This window comes from Longimicrobium sp., from assembly GCA_036377595.1.
Classification (GTDB): Bacteria; Gemmatimonadota; Gemmatimonadetes; order Longimicrobiales; family Longimicrobiaceae; genus Longimicrobium.
Genome location: DASUYB010000143.1, coordinates 15,323 through 36,638, shown reverse-complemented (window position 1 = coordinate 36,638; position 21,316 = coordinate 15,323). Strand labels below are relative to the sequence as shown.

Genomic DNA, 21,316 nt, shown 5'->3' with positions numbered 1-21,316 from the left:
CATGCATCACCTTCGGGCGGAGACGGGCTTCTCCCCGCGCCATCTCCGGATCGCGAGAAGGGCGGAGATTCGGCGCCAGCGCGGCAACATCGCCATCGCGGCGGCCCCGGGCGATCGCGGGCGCGCTCCGTGCACGCGGGTAGTGCGCGCCATCCGCCGGATTCCGCCACCCGCCCATCATGAATCACCACTTCACGGTAGACGTCGAGGAGCACTTCCAGGTCCACGCGCTGGAACCGTACGTGCCGCGCGCCGACTGGGAGCGCCTCCCCAGCCGCGTCGACGCGTCCACGCGCCGGCTGCTGGACCTGCTCGCCGGGCACGGCGCGACGGGCACCTTCTTCGTCCTCGGCTGGGTCGCCGCGCGGCTCCCCGCGCTGGTGCACGACGTCGCGGCCGCGGGGCACGAAGTGGCGTCGCACGGGTGGGGCCACGAGCGGGTGTCGTCGCTGACGCCGGAGCAGTTCCGAGCGTCGATCCGTGACTCGAAAGCGGCGCTGGAAGACGCCGGTGGCGCGCCGGTGCTGGGGTACCGCGCGCCGAGCTTCTCCATCACCCCCGAGCGCGCGTGGGCGTTCGACGCGCTGCTGGAGGAGGGCTACGCGTACGACTCCAGCGTCTTTCCCGGCCGTGGCCACGGCTGGCCCGCGGACGCGCGCGACCCGCACCGCATCGCCCGCGAGGCCGGGACGCTGCACGAGCTTCCCCCCGCCACCCTGCGCGTCGCGGGGCGCGTCTTTCCGGCCGGCGGCGGCGCGTTCCTGCGTCTGCTGCCGTTCGGCGTCGTGGCCAACGCGCTGCGGCAGGCGGAGCGGCGCGGCGTCCCCGGCACCTTCTACATCCACCCGTGGGAGCTGGACCCGGAGCAGCCGCGCTTCCGCGTGTCGCCGAAGACGCGCCTGCGCCACTACGGCGGGCTGACGCGCACCGTCCCGCGGCTGCGGCGCCTGCTGGGCGAGTTCCGCTTCCAGCCCATCGCCCGCACGCTCGGGCTCGCCGCTTCCCCGCACCCCGCCGAGGCGCCGTGCCCGCTCCCGGCCTGACCGCCGCGCCCGCCTCCACGCTCCGCGTCGCGGCGACGGACGACGCGGCGCGGTGGGACGCGTTCGTGCGCGGCGGCGAGGGCGCCACGCTCTGCCACCGGGCCGCCTGGCGCGCGGTGATGGCCGACGTGCTGGGCCACGAGACGCTGCTCTGGGCGGCGGAGGACGAGGAGGGCGAGTGGCGCGGCGTGCTTCCCCTCGTCCGCGTGCGCAGCCGGCTGACGGGCCACCACCTCGTCTCCATGCCCTTCCTGAACGACGGCGGACCGCTGGGGGACGAAAAGGCGCGCGCGCTTCTCGCCACGCACGCGCTGGAGGAGGCGAAGCGATCGGGCGCGAAGGTGCTGGAGCTGCGCCTCCGCGCGGACCTCCCCTTCCCCGCCGCGACGGCGCCGCCGCGCAAGGTCGGCAGCTACCTCGCCCTCCCCGGCACGGCGGAGGAGCTGTGGGAGAAGGGCTTCCGCGCCAAGCTCCGCAGCCAGATCAAGCGGCCGCAGAAGGAGGGGATGGAGTTCCGCTGCGGCCACGGCGAGCTCGACGCGTTCTACGCGGTGTTCGCGCGCAACATGCGCGACCTGGGCACGCCCGTCCTCCCCCGCCCCTGGTTCGCCGCGATCGCCCGGCACTTCGGCGGCGAGACCGTGTTCGCGGCCGTGTACCGCGGCGCCGAGCCGGTCGCCGGTGCCTGCTGTCTCCTTTCCGGCGGGGAGATGGAGATCACCTGGGCGTCGTCGCTGCGCGAGCACAACGCGGCCGCGCCCAACATGCTGCTGTACTGGGGGCTGATGCGCGAGGCGATCGCCCGCGGGCAGCGCGTGTTCTCGTTCGGGCGATGCACGCCGGGGGGCCCCACGCACCGCTTCAAGCAGCAGTGGGGCGGCACCGAGGCCGTGCTCCCCTGGATCACCTGGTCGCCCGGCGGAGACGCGGGGACGCCCTCGGCCGACGGCGCGGCGTACCGGCTGGCCGTCTCCGCCTGGCGCCGCCTGCCGATGGCGGTCGCGAACCGCCTGGGCCCCGCGCTCTCCCGCCACTTCCCCTGATGCGCCGCCAGCTCGCCGCGTACTCGCCGCTGGCGCCGCGCGCGCTGCTGGCCGCCACGGGCGCCGCGCTCCGCCCCGCCCGCGGCGGCGCCGACCGGCTGCTCGCGCTGCTGGCGGCGCGGCACGGCGCGGCGTCCGGCCTCCTCTGTGGCAGCGGCACCCAGGCGCTGCAGCTGGCCGTCTCCGCCGCGCACGCTGCCGCGGGGGACGCCTCCGCGCCCGTGGCCCTCCCCGCGTACACCTGTTTCGAGGTGGCGTCGGCGGCGGTGGGCGCGGACGTGCCCATCGCCCTGTACGACGTCGACCCGCTCACCCTCTCGCCCGACCTGGACTCGCTCGAGCGCGTGCTGGCGGCGGGCGCGCGCGTGATGGTGGCCGCGTGGACGTACGGATATCCCCCGGCGTGGAGGGACGTGCTCTCGCTGGCGCAGAAGCACGGGGCGATAGTGATCGAGGACGCGGCGCAGGGGCACGGCGCGGCGTGGCGCGGGCGGGCGGCGGGGGGATTCGGCGCGCTGTCGGTCCTCAGCTTCGGGCGCGGGAAGGGATGGACCGGCGGCCGCGGCGGCGCGCTCCTCTCCCGCGCGGCGGAGATCGAGCTCCCCGCGATCCCCGCGGCGGGGACGATGGAGGAGTTCGCGAATGTCGCCGTGGCGGCCGCGCAGTGGATGCTGGGGCGGCCGTCGCTGTACGCGCTCCCCGCCGCCGTCCCCGGGCTGGCGCTGGGCGAGACGGTGTACCATCCCCCCCGCCCGCCGTCCGCCCTTCCCCGCACCGCCGCGGTCCTGCTGCGCCGCACCCGCGCCGCCGCCGAGCGCGAGGCCGACGCGCGCCGCCGGAACGCGCGCGCGCTGCTGGACGCGATCTCCGGCATCCCCGGCATCCGCCGCATGCGCCCGGTCGACGGCGCGGACCCGGGCTTCCTCCGCCTCCCCGTCCTCCTCGACCGCGCGCTCCCCGCGGAGGCGGCGCGGCTCGGCGTCATCCGCGGCTATCCCACGCCGCTTGGCTCGCTCGACGCCGTCCGGCCGCGGCTGGCCGGCCCCGAGCGGCGCTGGCCCGGCGCCGAGGAGCTCGCCGCGCGGCTGGTGACCCTTCCGACGCACTCCCGTCTCACGCCGCGTGACCTGGAGGCGATCGTCTCCATGCTCCACGGCGGCACGACGCCGCCGATTCCCGCGCGCGGATTCGACGGCAGCATGGACGTCGATCCGACCGAGCCGCCGGTGTACGTGTAGTCCCTTCCCTCACCTCCGGATCATGGAAGACCGTCCCCACGCGCAGCAACTGACGTAGCAGAGGGGCTCGATTCTCCGCGACCTTCGCCCATCTGCGTAATACGTTCTTTTTCCTGAGCTTATGCTTCGATAAGCAGTGCCGCGGCAGTCTGGTCCGCGAGCACTTCACGGGCGACCACGTATCACATTTCGCGTGGTCGTTTTGCGTGAATCGTTGCGGCATGCAAGAGGGGGGTAGACAAACAAATGCTTCTGCAATATCTTTGCAACTGCTTGTGATGTAAGCACTTGCGCAGCGGCGAGCGCACAGGCAACGGGCTGGAATGCCCGTTGCTTTTCTTTTTGCCGCAAAACTCGACAACCCGAGGCCCACCGCGCGCCCGCCATCCAGGGCGCCGGGTCGGGCACGCCCCTCGACACAGCTGCTCAGAGCAAAACCGCCGAAAGGCGGCGACGCAGAGCTACGGGACTACCGCGGGACTCGTCCTGCCACGTCCGCCGGGCCGCCAGCGAGGTCGACTTCCCCTAGCGAGGAGTCCCTCCCGGCGGCCCCGTCTGTCATGGCGGAAAATGGCCGGTCCGGTCGGACAACCGACAGCAATTGGACTGGAGACGAGAAAGATGAACCTGTTTCGGAAGCTTCGTATCGTGATCCCCGCCGCCGCCGCGGCCGCCCTGGCGGCATGCGACGGCAGCGGCTCGGCCGTGGGATCCACGCGCGAGGTCTTCATCCAGATCGCCACGCCCGAGGTGGAGCTGGCGCCCGGCGAGACCGCGCACCTGACCGCCACGGTGTCGGGCGGCGGCTCGCCCGAGTGGCGCACCTCGGCGCCCTCCGTGGCCACGATCGATGCCAGTGGCAACGTCACCGGGCTGAAGGACGGCGAGGCGACCGTCACCGCGGTATACGGCAAGGCCGCCAGCACCGCCACGGTGCGGGTGAAGCCGAGGCAGATCGCCAGCGTGGTGGTGACCCCCGACGCATACATCCTGAAGGCCATCGGCGACAGCGTGCAGCTGAGCGCCACCGCCTACGACGGAACCGGGAAGCAGGTCAACGCCGTCCCCTCGTTCAGCACCGCCGACAGCACCGTCGTGTCCGTGACCCCCGCCGGGCTGGTCCGCGCCCGCGGCACCGGCCTTGCCCGTGTGGTGGCCGCCGCAGGCGGAAAGGCGGACACGTCCATGATCCAGGTCGTCCAGCTCGTCACGGCGGTGGCCATCTCGCCCGCCGCCGTCACCCTCGCCACCGGGCAGACGCTCAACCTGTCGGCCGTCGCTTCCGACGCCGGCGGCTCGGCCGTGCCCGGCACCAGCTACACCTGGGCGTCGTCGAACCCGGCCGTGGCCACCGTCGACCCGTCGGGCGTGGTCCACTCCGTGGCCGAGGGAAGCGCCATGGTGACCGCCACCGCCGCGTCGGGCGCGGCCGGGCAGTCGCAGGTGAGCGTGCAGCAGACGCCCATCGCCACCCTTTCGATATCGCCCTCGTCCTTCACCCTGGCGCCCGGGCAGAACGCCCAGGCCTCGGCCATCGCCAAGGACGCGAACGGCACCGCGCTGACCGGTCGCGTGGTCACCTGGAGCAGCAGCAACCCGACGGTGGCCAACGTGTCGCCGCTGGGCGTGGTGTTCGCGCTGGCCGACGGCTCGGCCACCATCACCGCCACGGCCGAGGGGAAGACCGCCACCGCGCCGGTGACGGTGAAGACGGCCACCAGCGGCGGCACCCCGGGCACGGCCACGGTGCTGGCTTCGAGCGACTTCGAGAACGGCAGCCTGCTGCCGTACGTCTACCCCTACACCCAGGCGCCCAACGACCTGTCGGTGGCGACGGACCCCACCGGCGGCGGCCACGGCAAGGTGGTGAAGATCCACTACGCGGGGACCGCGGCCGACCTCAACCGCTCGTTCGGGGCCGAGTACGTGCCGGGAATCGGGCTGGGGCAGAGCATCTTCTTCCGCGGCGACGTGTACTTTGCGCCGCCCTTGGCGGGCTCGGAGCAGGCCGCGCGCAAGCTGCTGTACTGGCAGCGCGACCTGAGCACCGGGGTGCCGGAGTTCTGGGCGATCCTGACCTCGTTCGGATACGCGCTCAAGTTCTCGGGCGGCTACGTGGGCACCGACGGGCGGGCGGTGGAGGTGATGTCGCCGGAGCTGGGCACGCTGCAGCCGGGGCGCTGGTACCAGGTGGAGATGCAGATCACGCTCAACTCCGCGTACACGTCCAGCGACGGCATCGTGCGGATCTGGGTGGACGGCCGGCTCCTGTACGAGAAGACGGACTTCCGCTGGAGCGACCCCGGGTGGACGTACAGCCCGTCGGCCCAGCGCTTCCGGTACTTCATGGTGGGCGACCAGGTCAACTACAACGGGACCTTCGACGAGTATCGCTACTGGGACAACGTGAGCCTCTCGACCGGGCGCCTGCCGTAAGCGGCGCGGACGCTCTCACGCGCGGCGGCCCGGGATCCCGATCGGATCCCGGGCCGTGGTGCATTGCGCCTCCGGAGCCGGCTCATCCCCTTCGGGTCAGGCTACCGTGCGGAGTCGAGAGCTGCTTTTCCTCACGCGGAGAACACGGAGAACTGCACGAGGGTTCGTCTCCGCGTCCTCCGCGGCTCCGCGTAGCCCGGATTCGACGGATGACCGTGCTATTCGAATCACGGTTAAAAATAAACCACACGGAGGGAACGGAGGGGAAGGGAGGACCGACCTGATTTCCTCCGTTCCCTCTGTTCCCTCCGTGAGATTCAATGCTGTTGAGACATCCTGGGGATTGCGCGAGGGGATAGGTCCACCACGTCTCCTGACCACCGGACTCCAACGGTTGCGGCGGCGCTCAGTCGATCGCGGCGGTCCCAAGGCGGCCGGCCTCCACATGTCCCTTCCATCCCTTGGGCGGAACGAAGCCGCGCTCCAGCACCCGGTTGAGGTCCTCCAGGCCGGCGGGGCTTCCGTCCACCATCACGTGCACGTCACCTTCGCGCAGTTCCGTCGCGGGGTACGGCAGCGGGTCGAGCGCCCGGGCCACCAGGGGAATGGCGGCGGGATCGAAGCCCATCACCCGCGCGCACGCCACGTCGGCCCACACCGGGTCGCTGCCGAAGACCACCGCCCCGCAGGGGTTGCCGCGCGGATACACCGGCCCCTCCGCCTCGCCGCCCACGATCCCGTCCACCAGCACCAGGTGCGTGCGCTGCGGCGTGGACGCCAGCGTGCCGTCCGCCCGCGCGAAGCGGAGGATGCGGGCGATGTCGAGCGCCATCCTCCACGCGGTGTCGTTGCCGTGCCATCCCCCCGCCATGATTCCCGGCCCCACGCGCAGCGCGCGGTACAGCCCCTTGCTGGCTACCCGGACCAGGTTCGCGCCCACTCCGGCGTCCATCGTCGTCACCCGGTCCGCCATCTCCGACGCCAGCAGGTGGACGGGGGTGCCGCCGGGGTACTCATCTCCACCTTGCCCCGCACCGCCCTTGCGGTGGTGAGCCAGGCATTCCTTGCGGGCGATGGCGCCCACGGTGCCCTTCAGCGCGCAGGTGATCCCCACCTTCTCGTGCGTCTTGAGCTTGGGTACGCTTACGATGGCATCGGCCTCGAGCACGGCCCGGTGCACTGCGTAGACGTGGCGGCCGGGGGCGTGGTACTCGGCCATCTCGCGGTGGTCGTAGTCGCCCACCCGGAACTCCGGCGCCGGGCCGCCGCGGTACAGTTCGTCGAGCAGGCTGTCCGCCCCCAGGTCCACGTGCACCACGTCTTCGGGGTGGCGTGTCCGGCGCTCCAGCAACGCGCCGAAGCGGGTCCACCGGGTCACCGTGGCACGCAGGTCGAGCGGGCCGCGGTCACCGTCGTGCTCCGCCCAGAAGGCGCCCACCGCCGCCGCGCCCGTCTCCGCCGCCACCGACGCGTAGTCGCACGACTGCAGCGACGCGTTGCCGAACCGCACCCGCTCGGCCCCGCCCGCGGCGAGCGCCGCGTAGTCGAGCACGGCACGGAGCACCGAGCCGTGCGTGCACTTCCCCCGGAAGTCCGCCTCCGGCTCGCCCGGCCGCCGCTCCACCACCAGGTTGGGAAGCACGAACACGCGCTGGCCGGGCAAAATCCACTCGCCCAGCGGGTTCCACGCGGGGGTGCCGAAGCGGCCCGCATCGGCGCCGGACGCCTGCAGCGCGCGGCGGACCAGGGCGTAGACGCGGTTGCCACCCGGGGGCGCGCCGGGGAAGGGCGATTCGGGGAACGGCTCCGGCGGCGAGTGGTCGTGCGGCGCGGGGTACGCCAAGGCGCCGTCGCGGCACACGGATACCACGTTCATCAGGGTCGGATCCCGGGGGGAGCGGAGTGGCGGGGCGGGCGGCTCCGGGGAGGGGTGCGGCCCGGCGGCGACGGGGCGGAAGATCCGTGCCTCGCGCCCCGAACGCGGCTGCGCGTGGGGCGGAACGGGCATCGTCCTTGCCCCGCAGGGCGGCCGCCGCCGCGCGCCGGCGGCGGTCCTCCCGAGCCCTTCCCGTCCGGATGCCCCTCTCGATCTCTTCCGACGCGCTGTACCGGCGCTCTCCCGCCTGGGCACAGACGCTCCTGCTGAACGCCTATGGACTTCGCATCTCCGCCTACCGCCGCGGCGCGCCGTACAGGGCGGCCGTGGCGCTGCTGGCCGAGTCGGAGCGCTGGCCCGCCGAGCGGCTGCGCGCGTGGCAGGACGACCGCCTGCGCGAGGTGGTGCGCGTGGCGTACGAGCGCAGTCGCTGGTACCGCCGGGTGATGGACGAAGCCGGCGTCGGCGCCGCCGACGTCCGCGGAGTCGCCGACCTCCCCCGGCTGCCGCTGCTGGACAAGGAGACGGTGCGCGGGCGGGCGGCGGAACTCTGGACGAAGCCCCGGCCGGGGCGGAGTTGGGCGCACGGGCACACCAGCGGGACGACGGGATCCCCCCTCTCCCTGTGGTACACCCGCAACACCTGTGTCATGAACGACGCAGTCGACCGCCGCCAGAAAGCGTGGGGCGGAATGGGCGAGCGCGATTGGATCGGCCTCCTCCTGGGGCGGGTGATCGTGCCCACGGACGCCGCCCGCCCGCCGTTCTGGCGGGTGAACGCGGTCCACCGCCAGGTCTGGTTCTCGTCGTTCCACCTGTCCCCGCAGCACCTGCCGCGCTACGTGGACGAGATCCGCCGCCGCGGACTGCGCTTCCTTGAAGGGTATCCCTCCACCCTCTTCATCCTCGCCCGGCACCTGCTGGCGCGCGGCGAGACGCTGCCGTTGCGCGCGGTGTTCACCTCGTCGGAGACGCTGCACCAGGTGCAGCGCGAGGCGATGGAGGCCGCGTTCGGGTGCGTGCCGTTCGACTTTTACGGCCACGCCGAGCGCACCCTCTTCGCCACCGAGTGCGCCGCGCACGACGGGAAGCACCTGGCCGAGGAGTACGGCGTGGCCGAGGTGGTGGACGACGAGGGGAACCCGGTGCCCGACGGGACGCCCGGCTGGCTGGTGGGGACGTCGCTGCACAACACGGCCATGCCGCTGCTGCGCTACCGCACGGGCGACGTGACCGCAATCCGCCGCGAGCCCTGCGCCTGCGGCCGCACCCTGGCGCGCATCGAGCCGGTGACCACCAAGGCCGAGGACATCGTGGTGACGCCGGACGGACGGATGATCTCGCCCTCGGTGCTCACCCATCCCTTCAAGCCCTATCCGCAGATCCGGGAGTCGCAGTTGGTGCAGGACCGCGCCGACCGGCTGCAGGTGAAGCTGGTGGCGGGCGAAGCGTTCACCGCCGGCGACGAGGCCGCGCTGGTGGCGCAACTGGCCGCGCGGCTGGGCGCGGGGATGGCGGTGGAGATCGAGCGCGTGGACTCGATCCCGCGCGAGCGCTCGGGGAAGTTCCGCTGGGTGGTGTCGCGCGTGGAGCACGGCTGCCGCTTCGCGTGGGAGGCCGCCGCGTGAGCGCGGTCTCTCTCCCCGCGGCGGACGAGGCCCGCGCCGCGGCATCCGGCGCGCCCGGCGTGGAGACGCGCGCGGCGGGCGTCACCCTCGTGGTGCCGGTGCTGAACACCATGCGCTACCTGCGCGACACCGTTCCGTCGGTGCTCGCGGCGGCACGGTGCTGGGGCAATGCCGAGGTCGTGTACGTCGACCACGGCTCCACCGACGGCTCGTACGAGTTCCTCCGCAGCCTGGAGCCGGACGGGGTGCGGGTGATCCGGCGGGAAGGTGGCAGCATCGGGGCGCTGCGCAACGCCGGCGCGCGCGAGGGCGGCGGGGCGTACCTCGCCTTCGTCGACGCGGACTGCCTGGTCCCCGAGGGCTACCTCGAGGAGGCCATCGCGGCGCTGGGGCGGACGGGCGCGGCCGCCACCGGGTGCGAGGCGCGGGCGCCGGAAGGGGGGCACTGGATCGAGGCGGCCTGGGACGCGCTCCACTTCGTGGGCCGCGACCGGTTCGTGCACTACCTCAACTCGGCGAACTTCTTCATCTCGCGCGCGGCGTTCGACGCGGTCGGCGGGTTCCGCGAAGACCTGGCCACGGGCGAGGACTCGGAGATCGGGCGGCGGCTGCTGGAGGCGCGGCTCCCCATCTGGGAATGCGCGCGTGTGTCGGTGGTACACCTGGGGAACCCGCGCTCGATCCGGGAGTTCTGGCGCCGCACCGTGTGGCACGGGCTGGGGATGTTCGCCACCGTCGGCGGCCCGCGGTTCGACCGGCCGCTGGCGATGATGGCGGCGCATCTGGCCTGCACGCTGGCTGGCGTGGCGCTCCTCTTCCGGCCGGGCGTTCCCCTCCCCGCCGCGCTGGGCGGCGCGCTGGCGCTGCAGCTGGCCGTGCCCGCGGCCACGGTGGCGTACCGCTGCGCGAAGGCGCGGCGGGTGGCCGCGCTGGCGCCCAACCTGGCCCTGTACTGGCTGTACTACTGGGCCCGGCTCCATTCCCTGGCGCTGATCGCGTCCGGGAAGGGGCGCCGCTACCGCAAGTGAGCCGGTGATGAGCCCGCCCCCGCTCCGCGTGCTGACCAACACGCCGTGGCTGGACGGCCGCACGCTCGGCGGCCGCGCCGTCACGCCCGTGCGCGCGGACCGCGCCCGCGGGTGGCGGGCGGTCGCGCGCTGCCTCGCGGTGTGGCGGTACGACGCGGCGCTGCTGAACATCGACGTGCGCTCGCTCCTGCTGCTCTGCGCGGCGAAGAAGCTCCTCCCCTTCGCCCGTTGCCGCATCCTTTCCGCCGACCTGGTGCTCACCCGCCCCGAAGCCGCGCGCGGCCGGATGCGCTTTGCCGTGCGCCGCTGGCTGCTGGGCGCGGTGGACCGCTTCGTCTTCTATTTCCGCGACACGGCGGAGCTGCGCCGCGTTTACGCCATCCCGCCGGACCGCGTGCGCTACGTCCCCTTCAAGGTCAACACGCACGACCAGGTGCTGCGGACGGAGACCGTGGACGAGGGGTTCTTCCTGGCCTGCGGGAGATCGAACCGCGACTTCACCACGCTGTGCGGTGCGTTCCGCGGATCGCCGCACCGCTGCGTCGTGCTGGCGCCGTGGGGACGCGTGGAGGAGCACGGGACGCGGGAGGATGCCGTCGACTGGCCGGAGAACGTGGAGCGGGTGGCGGACGACGGCACGCCCGCCTCGTGGAACGCGTGGATCGCCCGCTGCCGCGCGGTGGTGCTTCCCATCGTCCCCGGGATGCTCTCGCCGTCGGGGATCAGCACGCTGCTGGTGGCCATGGCGATGGGGAAGCCGGTGATCATCACCGAGTCGGCGGCCACGCGCGACGTTCTGGACGACACGGTCGCCGCGATCGTCCCGCCCGCTGATGCGGACGCGCTGCGCGCCGCCGTCGCCCGCGTGGCCCTGGACGCGGCGTTCCGCGCGGAGATCGGCGAACGCGGGCGCCGCTTCGCCCTGTCGTTGGGCGGCGAGGAGCGGCTGCGCGACGACCTGGTCCGCGAGCTCGACGACCTCCTCGCCACGCCGCGCGGTCGCGCGCTCCCCGCGGCGGCCGTCGCGCCCGCGGTGCCGGAGTGATGATGTCCGCCGTCCTCTCTCCCCCGCCCTCTCCCTCGTCCGCCGCGGACGCAGCCGTTCGCGGCGGCGGCCTGTATCCGGGCGGGAAGCGCTTCGCCTTCACCATCCTCGACGACACCGACGACGCCACGGTGGAGAACGTGCGGCCGGTCTACGATCTCCTGCACTCGCTGGGGATGCGGACCACGAAGACGGCGTGGCCGCTGGACTGCCCGGAGGGAAGCGACCTGTACTTCGCGGGGGCGACGCTGCAGGATCCCGAATACCTCGATTTCGTGCGCGGGCTGGTGGAGCGCGGGTTCGAACTCGCCTTCCACGGCGCCACGATGGAAACCAGCGACCGCGAGCGGACGCTGCGCGGCCTGCGCTTCCTGGACGAGCAGGTCGGCGCGCCGATGTCCATTCACTGCAACCACGGGCAGAACGGCGAGAACCTGTACTGGGGCGCGCACCGCTACCGCACGGCGCTCCTCCGCCTTCCCCTGCTCGCCGCAGAGCGCATCGCGCGGCGGCCGCGGTTCGACGGGCACGTCGCCACCTCTCCCCGCTTCTGGGGCGACGCGTGCCGCGCGCGCTTCAGGTTCGTGCGCGGCTTCACCTTCCCCGTGCTGAACTCCGGCGCCATCCCTCCGCACGGTCCGTATCGCCTGGGGTCGACGCCGTGGGTGCAGCACTGGTTCAGCACCGCCGACGCGCCCGACGCCGCCGCGTTCAAGCGGCTGGTCACGCGCCCGGCCGTCGATCGACTCGTGGAAGAAGGCGGCGCCTGCATCCTCTCCACGCATCTGGGCAAGGGGTTCGCGCGCGGCGGCCGGGTCGATCCCGAGGTGGAGGACGCGCTGCGGCACGTGGCCGGCCGCGACGGCTGGTTCGTCCCCGCGTCCGCCATCCTCGAGCACCAGTTGGCGGCCCGCGGCACGGCGGAGATTTCGCCCATCACCCGGTGGGGACTGGAGATGCGACACCTCGTTACCCTGCTTCGCGCGCGGTTCCCGTCCCCCCGCACCCGCGCGGCCGCATGATCCGCTTTGTGCCGCTCCCCGGGCGTCCCGCGGACTGGGACGAGGTCGTCCGCGCGTATCCCGGCAAGACGCTCTTCCACGAGAGCGCCTGGCTGGACCACGTGCTCGACATCCACCCCGACGGGCGGATCGCCTGCTTCGACATCGTCCGCGACGGCGAGCGGGTGGGCGTGCACTGCGGGCTGCGCATCACGCGGATGATGGTGCCCATCCACGGCAGCCCGCTGGGAGGAACGGGGACGAACTGGATGGGGCCGCTGGTGCGGGAGGGGATCGAGATGCGCGAGGTGATCGATGCGCTCGTCCGCCTCTCCGGACCCCGCCACTTCCTCCACCTGGAGCTCGGCCATCCCTCGCTCGAGCAGGGGATGATGGCGGAGATGGGATTCCAGGTGCAGGACGGCGTCACCCACCTCGTTCCCGTCCCCCCGTCGCCCGGCGAGGCGTGGGCGGCGCTGCGGGGCGAGGCGCGCAACCGCGTGCGCAAGGCGGAGAAGGGCGGCGTGGTGGTGGAGCGGACGGACGATCCCGCGATCGTTGACCACTTCTACGACCAGTTCGGCGAGGTCTACGGCAAGCAGGGGATGGTGCGGCCGTTCGGGATCGAGCGCCCGCGCTCGCTGTTCGAGCGGCTGACGCCGGCGGGGCGCCTCCTCCCGCTCTGGGCGCGGAAGGACGGCGAGGTGCTGGCGGCGGGGCTGTTCCCCTACGACGCGCGTTGCATCTACTTCTGGGGCGCGGCCAGCTGGCTGCGGCACCAGCACCTGTGCCCCAACGAGGCGCTGCACTGGGAGGTGATCCGCTTCGCCGCGGAGAACGGGATCGCGGCGTACGACATGTGCGGCGGCACCAGCCAGTTCAAGAACAAGTTCGGGGGCGGGGACGTGCCGCACCCGACCTTCCACCGCAGCGCGCTCCCCTTCCTGCAGACCGCGCGGCGCATCTACCGCGACCGGCACTTCCGCCGGCTGCGCACCGCCGCGGAGCCCGCCGCCCAGCCCGCGTGAGGCGCGCGTGCTGAGCGGCGTGGCCGCGCGCCTGCGCGGCAAGGGCTTCACCGGTCCGCGCTACGTCGGCCTCGCGGGAAAGCTGCGCTTCCTGGCGGAGAGCACGCTCTGGCGCCGCGAGCTCGTCTTCGCGGCCACGCCCGCGGGGTTCGCCGCGGCGCCGCGGCCGCAGGGGCCGCCACTGGAGCTGCACCGCGTGCGCACCTTCGCGGAGATGGAGCGCTTCCGTGGGGGAATCGACGCCGCGTGGTATCCCGGCCTCACCGACACCTTCCACGCCCCCTTCGGCTGGGGCGAGGAGGCGGTGGTGGGGACGATCGACGGAGACGTCGCCTGCTATTGCTGGATGCAGTTCGGCACGGCGGAGGGCTTTCCCACCTACTACGGGCGGATGCTGGAGCGCGAGGCGCGCATTCTCCGCGCGGGGGTGGCGCCGGCGTTCCGCCGCGCGGGGCTGAACAAGCGCACCATGCACCACCTGCTGGAGCGCTCGTTCGCCGAGGGGGTGGAGCGGGTGTGGGCGGAGTGCTACCTGAACAACCTCCCCGCCGCGCGGACCTTCCTGCGCATCGGCTTCCGCGCGGTGGGCGTGCTTACCGTGGTCGAGATGCCGCCGCTGCGCGGATTCGTGCGCTGGCGGCCGCTGGAGCCCGCGGCCGCGCTCTTCCGCCGCCACGGGGTGGAGCTGCTCGCGGCGGCTCCGTCCGCCCCCTCTCCCCAGGCGACGGAGATCGCCGCCGGCGTCGCCTGACGCCCCCGGATCCTCCCGATCCGCCGCCGGATCGCGGGGCGACATGGGGAAGCTAATGCGCGCGCTGGACTTCGCCGCCCGCGCCTCCCCGCTCCGCCGCGGGGATGCGACGGGTGTTGCGCGCGCGCATCACTCAGCGTGACGTGCGTCCCGGGCAGGCGCGGGCGGCATCGCCGTGGCCGGGCGATTTTCCGCGCGGATGCTGGACGGGCGCGCGGAACGGGCGGCGCGGCGGACGGGCGTGCCTGCGCCCCGCGCGGGCGCGCGTCGTGCTCCCAACGCGCGCGCCGGCCGGGCGCCCACGCATTCCTCCCGGGGCCGCCTTCCCCGACCCGACCCCCGCATGGACGCACCCCACAACGTCACCGCCGCCGAGATCGTCGCAACGTACGAAGGCTTCAGGCGCGGGCGCCGGCCGGCGCGCTCCCGTGCCGCCGCGCGGGCCGCGCCCGCGGCCGGCGCCGCCGACGCGCTGTACGCGCTTCGCCCCGGCGAGATCTGGGAGTTCCTGAAGACGCAGCCGGCGTCGTTCTGGCTGATCTGCGGCTACCTGTTCCTGGAGTACGTCCGCCCGCAGTCCATCTACGACTCGCTGGTGGGCCCGCCCTGGGCGCTCATCTGCGTGATCCTGACCGTCATCGCCTACCTGGTGCTGGAGGGCGGGCGGATCCGCCTGCACACGGTGGCCGACGCCATGCTGGGCGCCTACACGGTCGTCCTGCTGGCGTCGTCGGTGTTCGCGTGGAAGCCCGAGGCGTCGTTCGCCAAGCTGCAGGAGTACTTCTCCTGGGTTCTGATCTACCTGCTGATCTCCAGCATCGTGAACACCGAGCGGCGCTTCCTGGTGTTCCTGCTGAGCTTCCTCGTCTACTCGTTCAAGATGTCGCAGCACGGCACCCGCTCGTGGGCCCAGGACGGCTTCATCTTCCGCGACTGGGGGACCACGGGCGCGCCGGGATGGTTCCAGAACTCCGGCGAGTTCGGCGTGCAGATGTGCATCTACCTGCCGATGGTGATCTTCTTCGTCACCGCGCTGTCGCCGCACTGGGGAAAGCTGACGAAGGCGCTGTTCTGGACGATGGCGGTGACGGCGGTTACGGGGATCGTGGCCTCGAGCTCGCGCGGCGCGGTGCTCGGGCTGGCGGCGGTGGCGCTGTGGATGCTGCTGAAGAGCCGCTACCGGGCGCGCGCGTTGCTGGGTACCGCGCTGCTGACGGTGTTCGTGCTCGTCATCCTCCCCCCCGAGCAGAAGGCGCGCTTCCAGACCGCGGGCACCGACAACACCTCGGTCAATCGCAAGGAGTACTGGAAGCGCGGACGCGAGATCATGCGCGACTACCCGGTGCTGGGGATCGGATACGCCAACTGGCCCGACTACCACCAGGCCAACTGGGGATACCGCGCGCTCCCGCACAACATCTTCCTCGAGGCGGGCGCCGAGATGGGGTACACGGGGCTGCTGGGCTTCGTGGGGATGATCGGCGCCACGCTGGTGGTGAACCGGCGCACGCGGAAGATCGCGCAGTCGCTTCCCGGCGGAGGCAACCGCTTCCTGCACGACAGCGCGCACGGGCTGGACGGCGCGCTGGTCGGGTTCCTGGCCAGCGGCTTCTTCGTCACCGTCCTGTACTACCCGTTCTTCTGGATCAACCTGGCCCTGACCTCGGCGCTCCACAACGCGGCGCTCGACGCCCGCAAGCGCGCCGCCGCGGCGCCGGCGGAGGCGGAGGAGCCGGCTGGGCCTCAGCTCGCGCCCGCGGAGCCGCGCGCCGCGCTGGCCGGGCGCGGCGGGGGCTGGGGATGAAGACCGTCCTGCACCTGATCAACACCGGCGGCCCGGGCGGCGCCGAGACGGTGCTCGTGGACCTGGTGCGCGGGCTGGACGCCGACCGCTGGCGCTCCGTGGCCGTCGTTCCCGACGAGGGATGGATCAACGCGCGGCTGCGCGAGTGCGGCGTGGAGCCCGTCATCGTCCCCACGCTGCGGCCCTTCGAGGTGGGCTACTACGCGCGGCTGGCCCGTCTCGTCCGCGCGGAGCGGGTGGACGTGATCCACGGCCACTATCTGGGCCCGGCGGTCACCGCCAGCATCGTGGGCGCGGTCACCGGCACGCCCGCGGTGGCCACGCTGCACGGCGCGGGCGACCTGTCGGTCGAGCGCCACCGCGCGCTCAAGGCGGCGCTGCTCAACCGCGGGCTGCGCCGCGTCGTCTTCGTCTCCGAGGCCCTCCGCCGTCAGGTGCTGGCCCAGGGCGGGCTGCGCGCCGGCCTCACCGAGGTCATCCCCAACGGCATCGACCCCACACGCTTCACCCCGCGCCGCGACCCGTCGCTCCGCCGCGAGCTGGGGATCGGCGACGACGCGTTCGTGATCGCCGCCGTGGGTAACGTGCGCGAGGCCAAGGGCTACGACGTGCTGCTGCGCGCCGCCGCCCTCCTCCGCGACCGCGTCCCCGACCTCCGTGTGGTGATCGCGGGCGAGGCGAAGGGCGCGCTGTACGACGATCTCCTCGCACGGCGCTCGGAACTGGGGATCGGGGAGAGGGTGACCTTCGCCGGCTTCCGCGAGGACGTGGCGGGGGTGCTGGCCGCGTCGGACGCGTTCGCGCTGACCTCGCGCAGCGAAGGCTTCTCGCTCTCCACGGTGCAGGCCATGGCGATGGGGCTTCCCGTCGTCGCCACGCGCTGCGGCGGCCCCGAGGAGCTGATGGACGACGGGGCGACGGGGCTGCTGGTGGAGAACGGCTCGCCGCGGGCCGTGGCGGACGCCCTCGCCCGCGTCCACGGCGACGCCGCCTTGCGCGCGCGGCTGGGTGCCGCGGCGGCGCGTGCCGCGTGCGAGCGCTTCAGCGTGGACGCGCAGGTGCGCGCGTACGAGCGGCTGTACCACGCCGTCACCGCGGGCAGACGCGGCCGCGCACGCGCCGCATCGTCCGATCCGGGGCGCGACGAGGCGGCGCTTGCGGCCTCGGCGGAAGGAGGCGCGGCGTGGCTGCGGTGAGCGTGGTGATCCCCGCGTACAACCGCGGCGACCTGCTGGAGCCCACCGTCCGCTCCATCCTGGCGCAGACGGTGCCGCCGCTCGAGGTCATCATCGTCGACGACGGGTCGACGGACGACACGCCGGCCGTCTGCGCGCGCTTTCCCGCGCCGGTGCGCACCATCCGCCAGGAGAACCGCGGGCTGTCGGCCGCGCGCAACCGCGGGATCGCCGAGGCGGCGGGCGACTGGATCGCGTTCTGCGACTCGGACGACGTATGGCGCCCCCGCAAGCTCGAGGTGCAACTGGCCGCGCTCGAGGCCACCGGCGCGGCATGGACGGTGAGCGGGTGCGGGCTGATCGACCCGCAGGGGCGGCCCCTCCCCGCGCCGCACCTGGGGTTTCCGCGCGTGTTCGCCGTGTTCGCGGAGAGCGGCGCGCCGCCCGAGGCGCACTTCGGCCGCTGGCTGCGCGGCGAGACGGTGCACACGGCCGGCGGCGCCGTCCCCGTGTTCACGGGCGACGCCTTCGGCCTTCTGCTGCAGGGGAACGTGGCGCTCCCGTCGTCCGCGGTGGTGGCGCGCGCGCTGGTGGAGCACGTGGGCGGGTTCGACGAGTCGCTGCGGGCGGCGGAGGAGACCGAGTTCTTCCTCCGCACGGCGGCGGATGCGCCCGTGGCCGTGGTGCTGGACGCGCTGCTGGACTACCGCGTCGGCCACGCCTCCATCGTCTCGTCCGAAGGCGATGCGCGGCTGGTGACCCTGGCGCTGGAGATCCTGGACCGCGCGGCGCGGCTGCGGCCGGCGCTCACCCCGGCCGAGACGCAGGCCTACCGCGGCGGCCGCGCGCGGCTGCAGCTCCGCCTGGCGTACGCGCGGCTCAGCTCGCTGGACGGCCGTGGCGCGCGCGCCGCGCTGCGCGACCACCGCCGCGGCGCGGCGCCGACGGCGCGGTCGGCCGCGCTCCTGCTGGCGTCGCTCGCGCCGCCGCCGGTCCTGCGCGGGCTCCACCGCCTGAAGCGCGCGCTCCGCGGGCTGCGGCCGGCGGGCGCGTGATCCCCCTTCTCCCGATCCCCCGTCCATGACCGTCACGGAGATGCGCAGCGGAGCCGCGGAGACGTCGTTGCGCCCCGCTCGCCCTCGTGACGTGCGCCGCCCGCACGCGACGGTGCTGGTGACGGACGGCGAGCAGCGGGCGGCGCTGGCCATCGTGCGGTCGCTGGGCGCGACGGGGCACCGCGTGCACGTCTGCTCGGCGCGCACGCGGTCGCTGGCCGGCGCCTCGCGCTGGTGCCGCGGACAGGCGCGCGTCCCCGACCCGCTGGCGGACCCCGGCGCGTTCGCGGACGCCGTCGCCGGGTGCGCGGCGGCGTGGGGCGCGGACGTGCTCCTCCCCGTCTCCGAAGCGGCGCTGCTGGCGATTCTCCCCCGGCGCGAGCGGTTCGCGGGGATCCAGATCCCCTTCCCCGGCGCGGAGGCGTTCCGCCGCGTCTGCGACAAGGCCGCCGTCGCCACGGTCGCGGCGCGGGTGGGGATCCACGTCCCCGCGCAGCGCGCCGTCTACGACGCGGACGAGTGCGCGGCGGCCGCCGGCGGGCTGCGCTTTCCCCTGGTGGTGAAGCCCTCGCGCTCGGTCGCCGACGCGGGCGGGCGGCGGGTGAAGACGTCCGTCGCGTACGCGTCGGACGCCGACGAGCTCGCGTCGATCGCGGAGACGATCCCCGCGGCCGCGTATCCGCTCCTGCTGCAGGAGCGGATCACGGGCCCCGGCATCGGCGTCTTCCTCCTCCTCCGCGACGGCGAGGTGGCCGCCGCGTTCGCGCACCGCCGCATCCGCGAGAAGCCGCCGTCGGGCGGGGTCAGCGTCTACCGCGAGAGCACGCCGCTGCCGCCGGAGCTGCTGGAGCGCTCGCGCGCTCTGCTGGCCGAGTTCGGGTGGGAGGGGGTGGCGATGGTGGAGTACAAGCTCGACGCGGCCACCGGCACGCCGTACCTGATGGAGATCAACGGCCGCTTCTGGGGATCGCTCCAGCTGGCGGCCGACGCCGGCGTGGACTTCCCCGCGCTGCTGGTGGGGGATGCGAAACCGGCGGGCGATCCGCCGCCCTGGCGCGTGGGGATCCGCAGCCGCTGGGAGTGGGGTGAGGTCGACCACCTCCTCCTGCGCCTCCGCCGCTCGCCGTCCGAGCTGGCGCTCCCCGGCGGCGCGCCGGGGCGCATGCGCGCGGTGCTCGACTTCTTCCGCGCCGCGGCGGCGCCGGGGAGCCGGGCGGAGGTATTCCGCTGGTCCGATCCCCTTCCCTTCCTGCGCGAATCGGCGGACTGGCTCCGCCGGCGCTGACCCGGGCACCACCGCCTTCGTCCCCATGCGCACCACCGTCGTCATCACCACCTACAACTACGGGCGCTTCGTCCGCGAGGCGGTGGAAAGCGTGCAGGCGCAGGGGGTGGACGACCTGCAGATCGTGGTGGTGGACGACGGCTCGACCGACGACACCCCCGAGGTGCTGGCCGCGCTGCGCGACCCGCGCCTGGAGGTGGTGCGCACGCCCAACCGCGGGATCAGCGCCGCGCGCAACGAGGGGCTGGCGCGCGCCCGCGGCCGCTACGTGGCCTTCCTGGACGCCGACGACCGCTGGCGCCCCGACAAGCTTCGCCGCCAGCTCGGCGTCCTGGAGGGCGATCCCTCGCTGGCCGCCGTGTTCTCAAACTTCGTGCGCTTCGACGAGAAGGGCGTGTTTCCGCTCGACCAGTTCACCTTCTATCCCGAGCTGGCGCGGGTGCCGACGACGCCTACCGCCGCGGGCGCGGGCGAGCGGATCGAGGGCGACGCGTTCAGCACGCTGGTCTCCTTTGGCGAGATCCCGGCGTGGGTGCAGACCCTCCTGTTCCGCGCCGAGGCGCTGCGCGGGCTGGCGTTTCCGGAAAAGGCGCGGGTGCGCGCAGGGCTGCGCTACGGGATCTGCGAGGACATGCACTTCTGCCTGCGCGCGTTTCGCCGCGGCGGCGTGGCGTTCGTGCGCGACCCGCTGGTGGAGGTCCGCCGCCACGGCGACAACGCCACCCGCGACCTGTCCGACATGGCGCACGCGCACCTGGCCGCGCTCCGCCTGCTGGCCGGCGAGCCGCTGACCCGCGGCCAGCGCGCGGCGCTGCGGCGCCGGACCGGCCGCGCCTGGGTGGGCGCGGGGCTGCAGGACGCGGCCGACGGCCGGCGCAGGCTGGCCGCCGCGGCCTACCTCCGCGCGGCCGGCTTCGCCGGGGCACGGCTCAGCGCGCTGAAGAACCTGGCGCTGCTGGCGCTGCCGCGCGGCCTCCGCGCGGCCTAGCCGCAGCCGCATCTCCATTTTCACCGTCACGGGACGTTCCCATGCGCACCCCCCTCCGCAGCGCCTACCACGCGGTCGTGCCCCGCGCCATCCGCTCGCGCATCCGCCGGGCGGCGGGCCTCGACGAGCTGGACCTGCAGTGGCGGCTGCAGTCCGGCCTCACCCTGTGGGTGCGCGGCGCCGCCGACTGGTACCTGTACAACGAGATCTTCGTCGACGGCGAGTACGACCTGGCCATCGACACCGCGCTGGGCCGCGCGCCCGCCGGCGCGCCGCTGCGGGTGCTGGACCTGGGGGCCAACGTGGGATACTTCACCCTGCGCCTGGTTCACCGGCTGCGGCTGGCGTCGCCGGAGCGGCCGTTCCACGTGACCATGGTGGAGGGAAGCCCGGGCTTGAGCCGCGAGGCCGCGCAGCGCGTGGTGGAGGCCAACGGGCTGCACGAGCAGGTGCGGCTGGTGCACGGCCTGGCGGGGGAGCGGAGCGGCAGCGCGCGGCTGCGCGAGGGCGACTTCCATCCCCAGAACGGGCTGGCCGCCGACGGGACGGGAACGGAGGTGGCGTTCGTCGATCTGGACGCGCTCCTTCCCGCCGGCGAGCCGATCGACCTGCTGAAATGCGACATCGAGGGCTCGGAGGAGCGCTTCGCCGAGAGCTACGGCGCGCTGCTGGGCCGGGTCGGCACGGTGGTGGTCGAGCTGCACCCCGGGCTCTGCGACACCGACCGCTGCCTGGCGCTGATGCGCGACGCGGGGCTCGGCGAGGCGACGGTGCTGCGCGAGGCGCGGGAGACCTTCGTCGTGCTCCTGACACGTCCCCGCGAGGACTCGCCCGGAGCTTCAGGCGACGCGGCCGCCTGAGGCCGCGGGCTCCCTCGCCGGACGGGCGGACG

Annotated in this window: 17 protein-coding genes and 1 riboswitch; of the genes, 16 read left to right on the top strand and 1 reads right to left on the bottom strand. The window is 73.8% G+C overall.

The window, feature by feature from the left end; translation table 11 throughout:
• Nucleotides 1–179: 179 nt before the first annotated feature.
• The 4 genes from VF092_25400 (at nt 180) to VF092_25385 (ending at nt 5,760) form a co-directional block, all read left to right on the top strand.
• Nucleotides 180–1,043, top strand: a complete 864-nt coding sequence (locus VF092_25400) for an XrtA system polysaccharide deacetylase (GenBank protein ID HEX6750648.1) — start codon at nt 180–182, stop codon at nt 1,041–1,043.
• Nucleotides 1,025–2,086 carry a FemAB family XrtA/PEP-CTERM system-associated protein gene (locus VF092_25395; GenBank protein HEX6750647.1) on the top strand — a complete coding sequence of 354 codons (1,062 nt, stop codon included), beginning with the start codon at nt 1,025–1,027 and terminating at the stop codon, nt 2,084–2,086. Before VF092_25400 ends, VF092_25395 begins: the two co-directional genes overlap by 19 nt.
• On the top strand, nt 2,086–3,324 hold the full coding sequence (locus VF092_25390; protein HEX6750646.1) for an aminotransferase class I/II-fold pyridoxal phosphate-dependent enzyme: 1,239 nt from the start codon (nt 2,086–2,088) through the stop codon (nt 3,322–3,324). The genes VF092_25395 and VF092_25390 overlap by 1 nt, the downstream gene beginning before the upstream one ends.
• A gap of 420 nt (nt 3,325–3,744) precedes the next feature.
• Nucleotides 3,745–3,835, top strand: a riboswitch (cyclic di-GMP riboswitch).
• Nucleotides 3,836–3,945: 110 nt separating this feature from the next.
• Nucleotides 3,946–5,760, top strand: coding sequence for an Ig-like domain-containing protein (locus VF092_25385; GenBank protein HEX6750645.1), 1,815 nt, complete (start codon nt 3,946–3,948; stop codon nt 5,758–5,760).
• A gap of 406 nt (nt 5,761–6,166) precedes the next feature.
• Here the strand turns inward: VF092_25385 and VF092_25380 are convergent, their stop codons facing one another.
• Entirely contained in the window at nt 6,167–7,636 is a 1,470-nt protein-coding gene (locus VF092_25380; GenBank protein ID HEX6750644.1) for a DUF362 domain-containing protein, read from the bottom strand.
• A 200-nt stretch (nt 7,637–7,836) separates the two neighbouring features.
• Here VF092_25380 and VF092_25375 point away from each other — a divergent pair, with 200 nt between their 5' ends.
• The 12 genes from VF092_25375 to VF092_25320 all read left to right on the top strand — a co-directional run bounded on the left by VF092_25375 (nt 7,837) and on the right by VF092_25320 (nt 21,284).
• The gene (locus VF092_25375; GenBank protein ID HEX6750643.1) at nt 7,837–9,264 is read left to right on the top strand and encodes a hypothetical protein; all 1,428 of its coding nucleotides are present in this window, start codon (nt 7,837–7,839) and stop codon (nt 9,262–9,264) included.
• Nucleotides 9,261–10,292 (top strand): glycosyltransferase, encoded by a 1,032-nt coding sequence (locus tag VF092_25370; protein ID HEX6750642.1) that lies wholly within the window; start codon nt 9,261–9,263, stop codon nt 10,290–10,292. The genes VF092_25375 and VF092_25370 overlap by 4 nt, the downstream gene beginning before the upstream one ends.
• 7 nt (nt 10,293–10,299) lie before the next feature.
• Complete coding sequence (locus tag VF092_25365; protein HEX6750641.1) at nt 10,300–11,337, top strand: glycosyltransferase; 1,038 nt, start codon at nt 10,300–10,302, stop codon at nt 11,335–11,337.
• Between the two features lie 2 nt (nt 11,338–11,339).
• A complete protein-coding gene (locus VF092_25360; protein HEX6750640.1) occupies nt 11,340–12,359 on the top strand; it encodes a hypothetical protein in 1,020 nt (339 codons plus the stop codon).
• On the top strand, nt 12,356–13,366 hold the full coding sequence (locus VF092_25355) for a GNAT family N-acetyltransferase (GenBank protein ID HEX6750639.1): 1,011 nt from the start codon (nt 12,356–12,358) through the stop codon (nt 13,364–13,366). The genes VF092_25360 and VF092_25355 overlap by 4 nt, the downstream gene beginning before the upstream one ends.
• A 7-nt stretch (nt 13,367–13,373) precedes the next feature.
• A complete protein-coding gene (locus tag VF092_25350) occupies nt 13,374–14,117 on the top strand; it encodes a GNAT family N-acetyltransferase (GenBank protein HEX6750638.1) in 744 nt (247 codons plus the stop codon).
• A gap of 343 nt (nt 14,118–14,460) precedes the next feature.
• Complete coding sequence (locus VF092_25345) at nt 14,461–15,921, top strand: O-antigen ligase family protein (GenBank protein ID HEX6750637.1); 1,461 nt, start codon at nt 14,461–14,463, stop codon at nt 15,919–15,921.
• The gene (locus VF092_25340) at nt 15,918–17,117 is read left to right on the top strand and encodes a glycosyltransferase (GenBank protein HEX6750636.1); all 1,200 of its coding nucleotides are present in this window, start codon (nt 15,918–15,920) and stop codon (nt 17,115–17,117) included. The genes VF092_25345 and VF092_25340 overlap by 4 nt, the downstream gene beginning before the upstream one ends.
• Entirely contained in the window at nt 17,105–18,151 is a 1,047-nt protein-coding gene (locus VF092_25335; GenBank protein HEX6750635.1) for a glycosyltransferase, read from the top strand. Before VF092_25340 ends, VF092_25335 begins: the two co-directional genes overlap by 13 nt.
• Nucleotides 18,152–18,176: 25 nt before the next feature.
• Nucleotides 18,177–19,436, top strand: coding sequence for an ATP-grasp domain-containing protein (locus tag VF092_25330; GenBank protein HEX6750634.1), 1,260 nt, complete (start codon nt 18,177–18,179; stop codon nt 19,434–19,436).
• Nucleotides 19,437–19,461: 25 nt separating this feature from the next.
• A complete protein-coding gene (locus VF092_25325) occupies nt 19,462–20,424 on the top strand; it encodes a glycosyltransferase family 2 protein (protein HEX6750633.1) in 963 nt (320 codons plus the stop codon).
• A 41-nt stretch (nt 20,425–20,465) separates the two neighbouring features.
• The gene (locus tag VF092_25320; GenBank protein ID HEX6750632.1) at nt 20,466–21,284 is read left to right on the top strand and encodes an FkbM family methyltransferase; all 819 of its coding nucleotides are present in this window, start codon (nt 20,466–20,468) and stop codon (nt 21,282–21,284) included.
• The last annotated feature ends 32 nt before the right edge of the window (nt 21,285–21,316 follow it).

Coding starts and splice junctions, on each gene's coding strand:
- VF092_25400 (HEX6750648.1), top strand. CDS start 180: ATGAATCACCACTTCACGGTAGACGTCGAGGAGCACTTCCAGGTCCAC.
- VF092_25390 (HEX6750646.1), top strand. CDS start 2,086: ATGCGCCGCCAGCTCGCCGCGTACTCGCCGCTGGCGCCGCGCGCGCTG.
- VF092_25345 (HEX6750637.1), top strand. CDS start 14,461: ATGGACGCACCCCACAACGTCACCGCCGCCGAGATCGTCGCAACGTAC.
- VF092_25355 (HEX6750639.1), top strand. CDS start 12,356: ATGATCCGCTTTGTGCCGCTCCCCGGGCGTCCCGCGGACTGGGACGAG.
- VF092_25385 (HEX6750645.1), top strand. CDS start 3,946: ATGAACCTGTTTCGGAAGCTTCGTATCGTGATCCCCGCCGCCGCCGCG.
- VF092_25325 (HEX6750633.1), top strand. CDS start 19,462: ATGCGCACCACCGTCGTCATCACCACCTACAACTACGGGCGCTTCGTC.
- VF092_25365 (HEX6750641.1), top strand. CDS start 10,300: ATGAGCCCGCCCCCGCTCCGCGTGCTGACCAACACGCCGTGGCTGGAC.
- VF092_25380 (HEX6750644.1), bottom strand. CDS start 7,636: ATGAACGTGGTATCCGTGTGCCGCGACGGCGCCTTGGCGTACCCCGCG.
- VF092_25330 (HEX6750634.1), top strand. CDS start 18,177: ATGACCGTCACGGAGATGCGCAGCGGAGCCGCGGAGACGTCGTTGCGC.
- VF092_25375 (HEX6750643.1), top strand. CDS start 7,837: ATGCCCCTCTCGATCTCTTCCGACGCGCTGTACCGGCGCTCTCCCGCC.
- VF092_25340 (HEX6750636.1), top strand. CDS start 15,918: ATGAAGACCGTCCTGCACCTGATCAACACCGGCGGCCCGGGCGGCGCC.
- VF092_25360 (HEX6750640.1), top strand. CDS start 11,340: ATGTCCGCCGTCCTCTCTCCCCCGCCCTCTCCCTCGTCCGCCGCGGAC.
- VF092_25320 (HEX6750632.1), top strand. CDS start 20,466: ATGCGCACCCCCCTCCGCAGCGCCTACCACGCGGTCGTGCCCCGCGCC.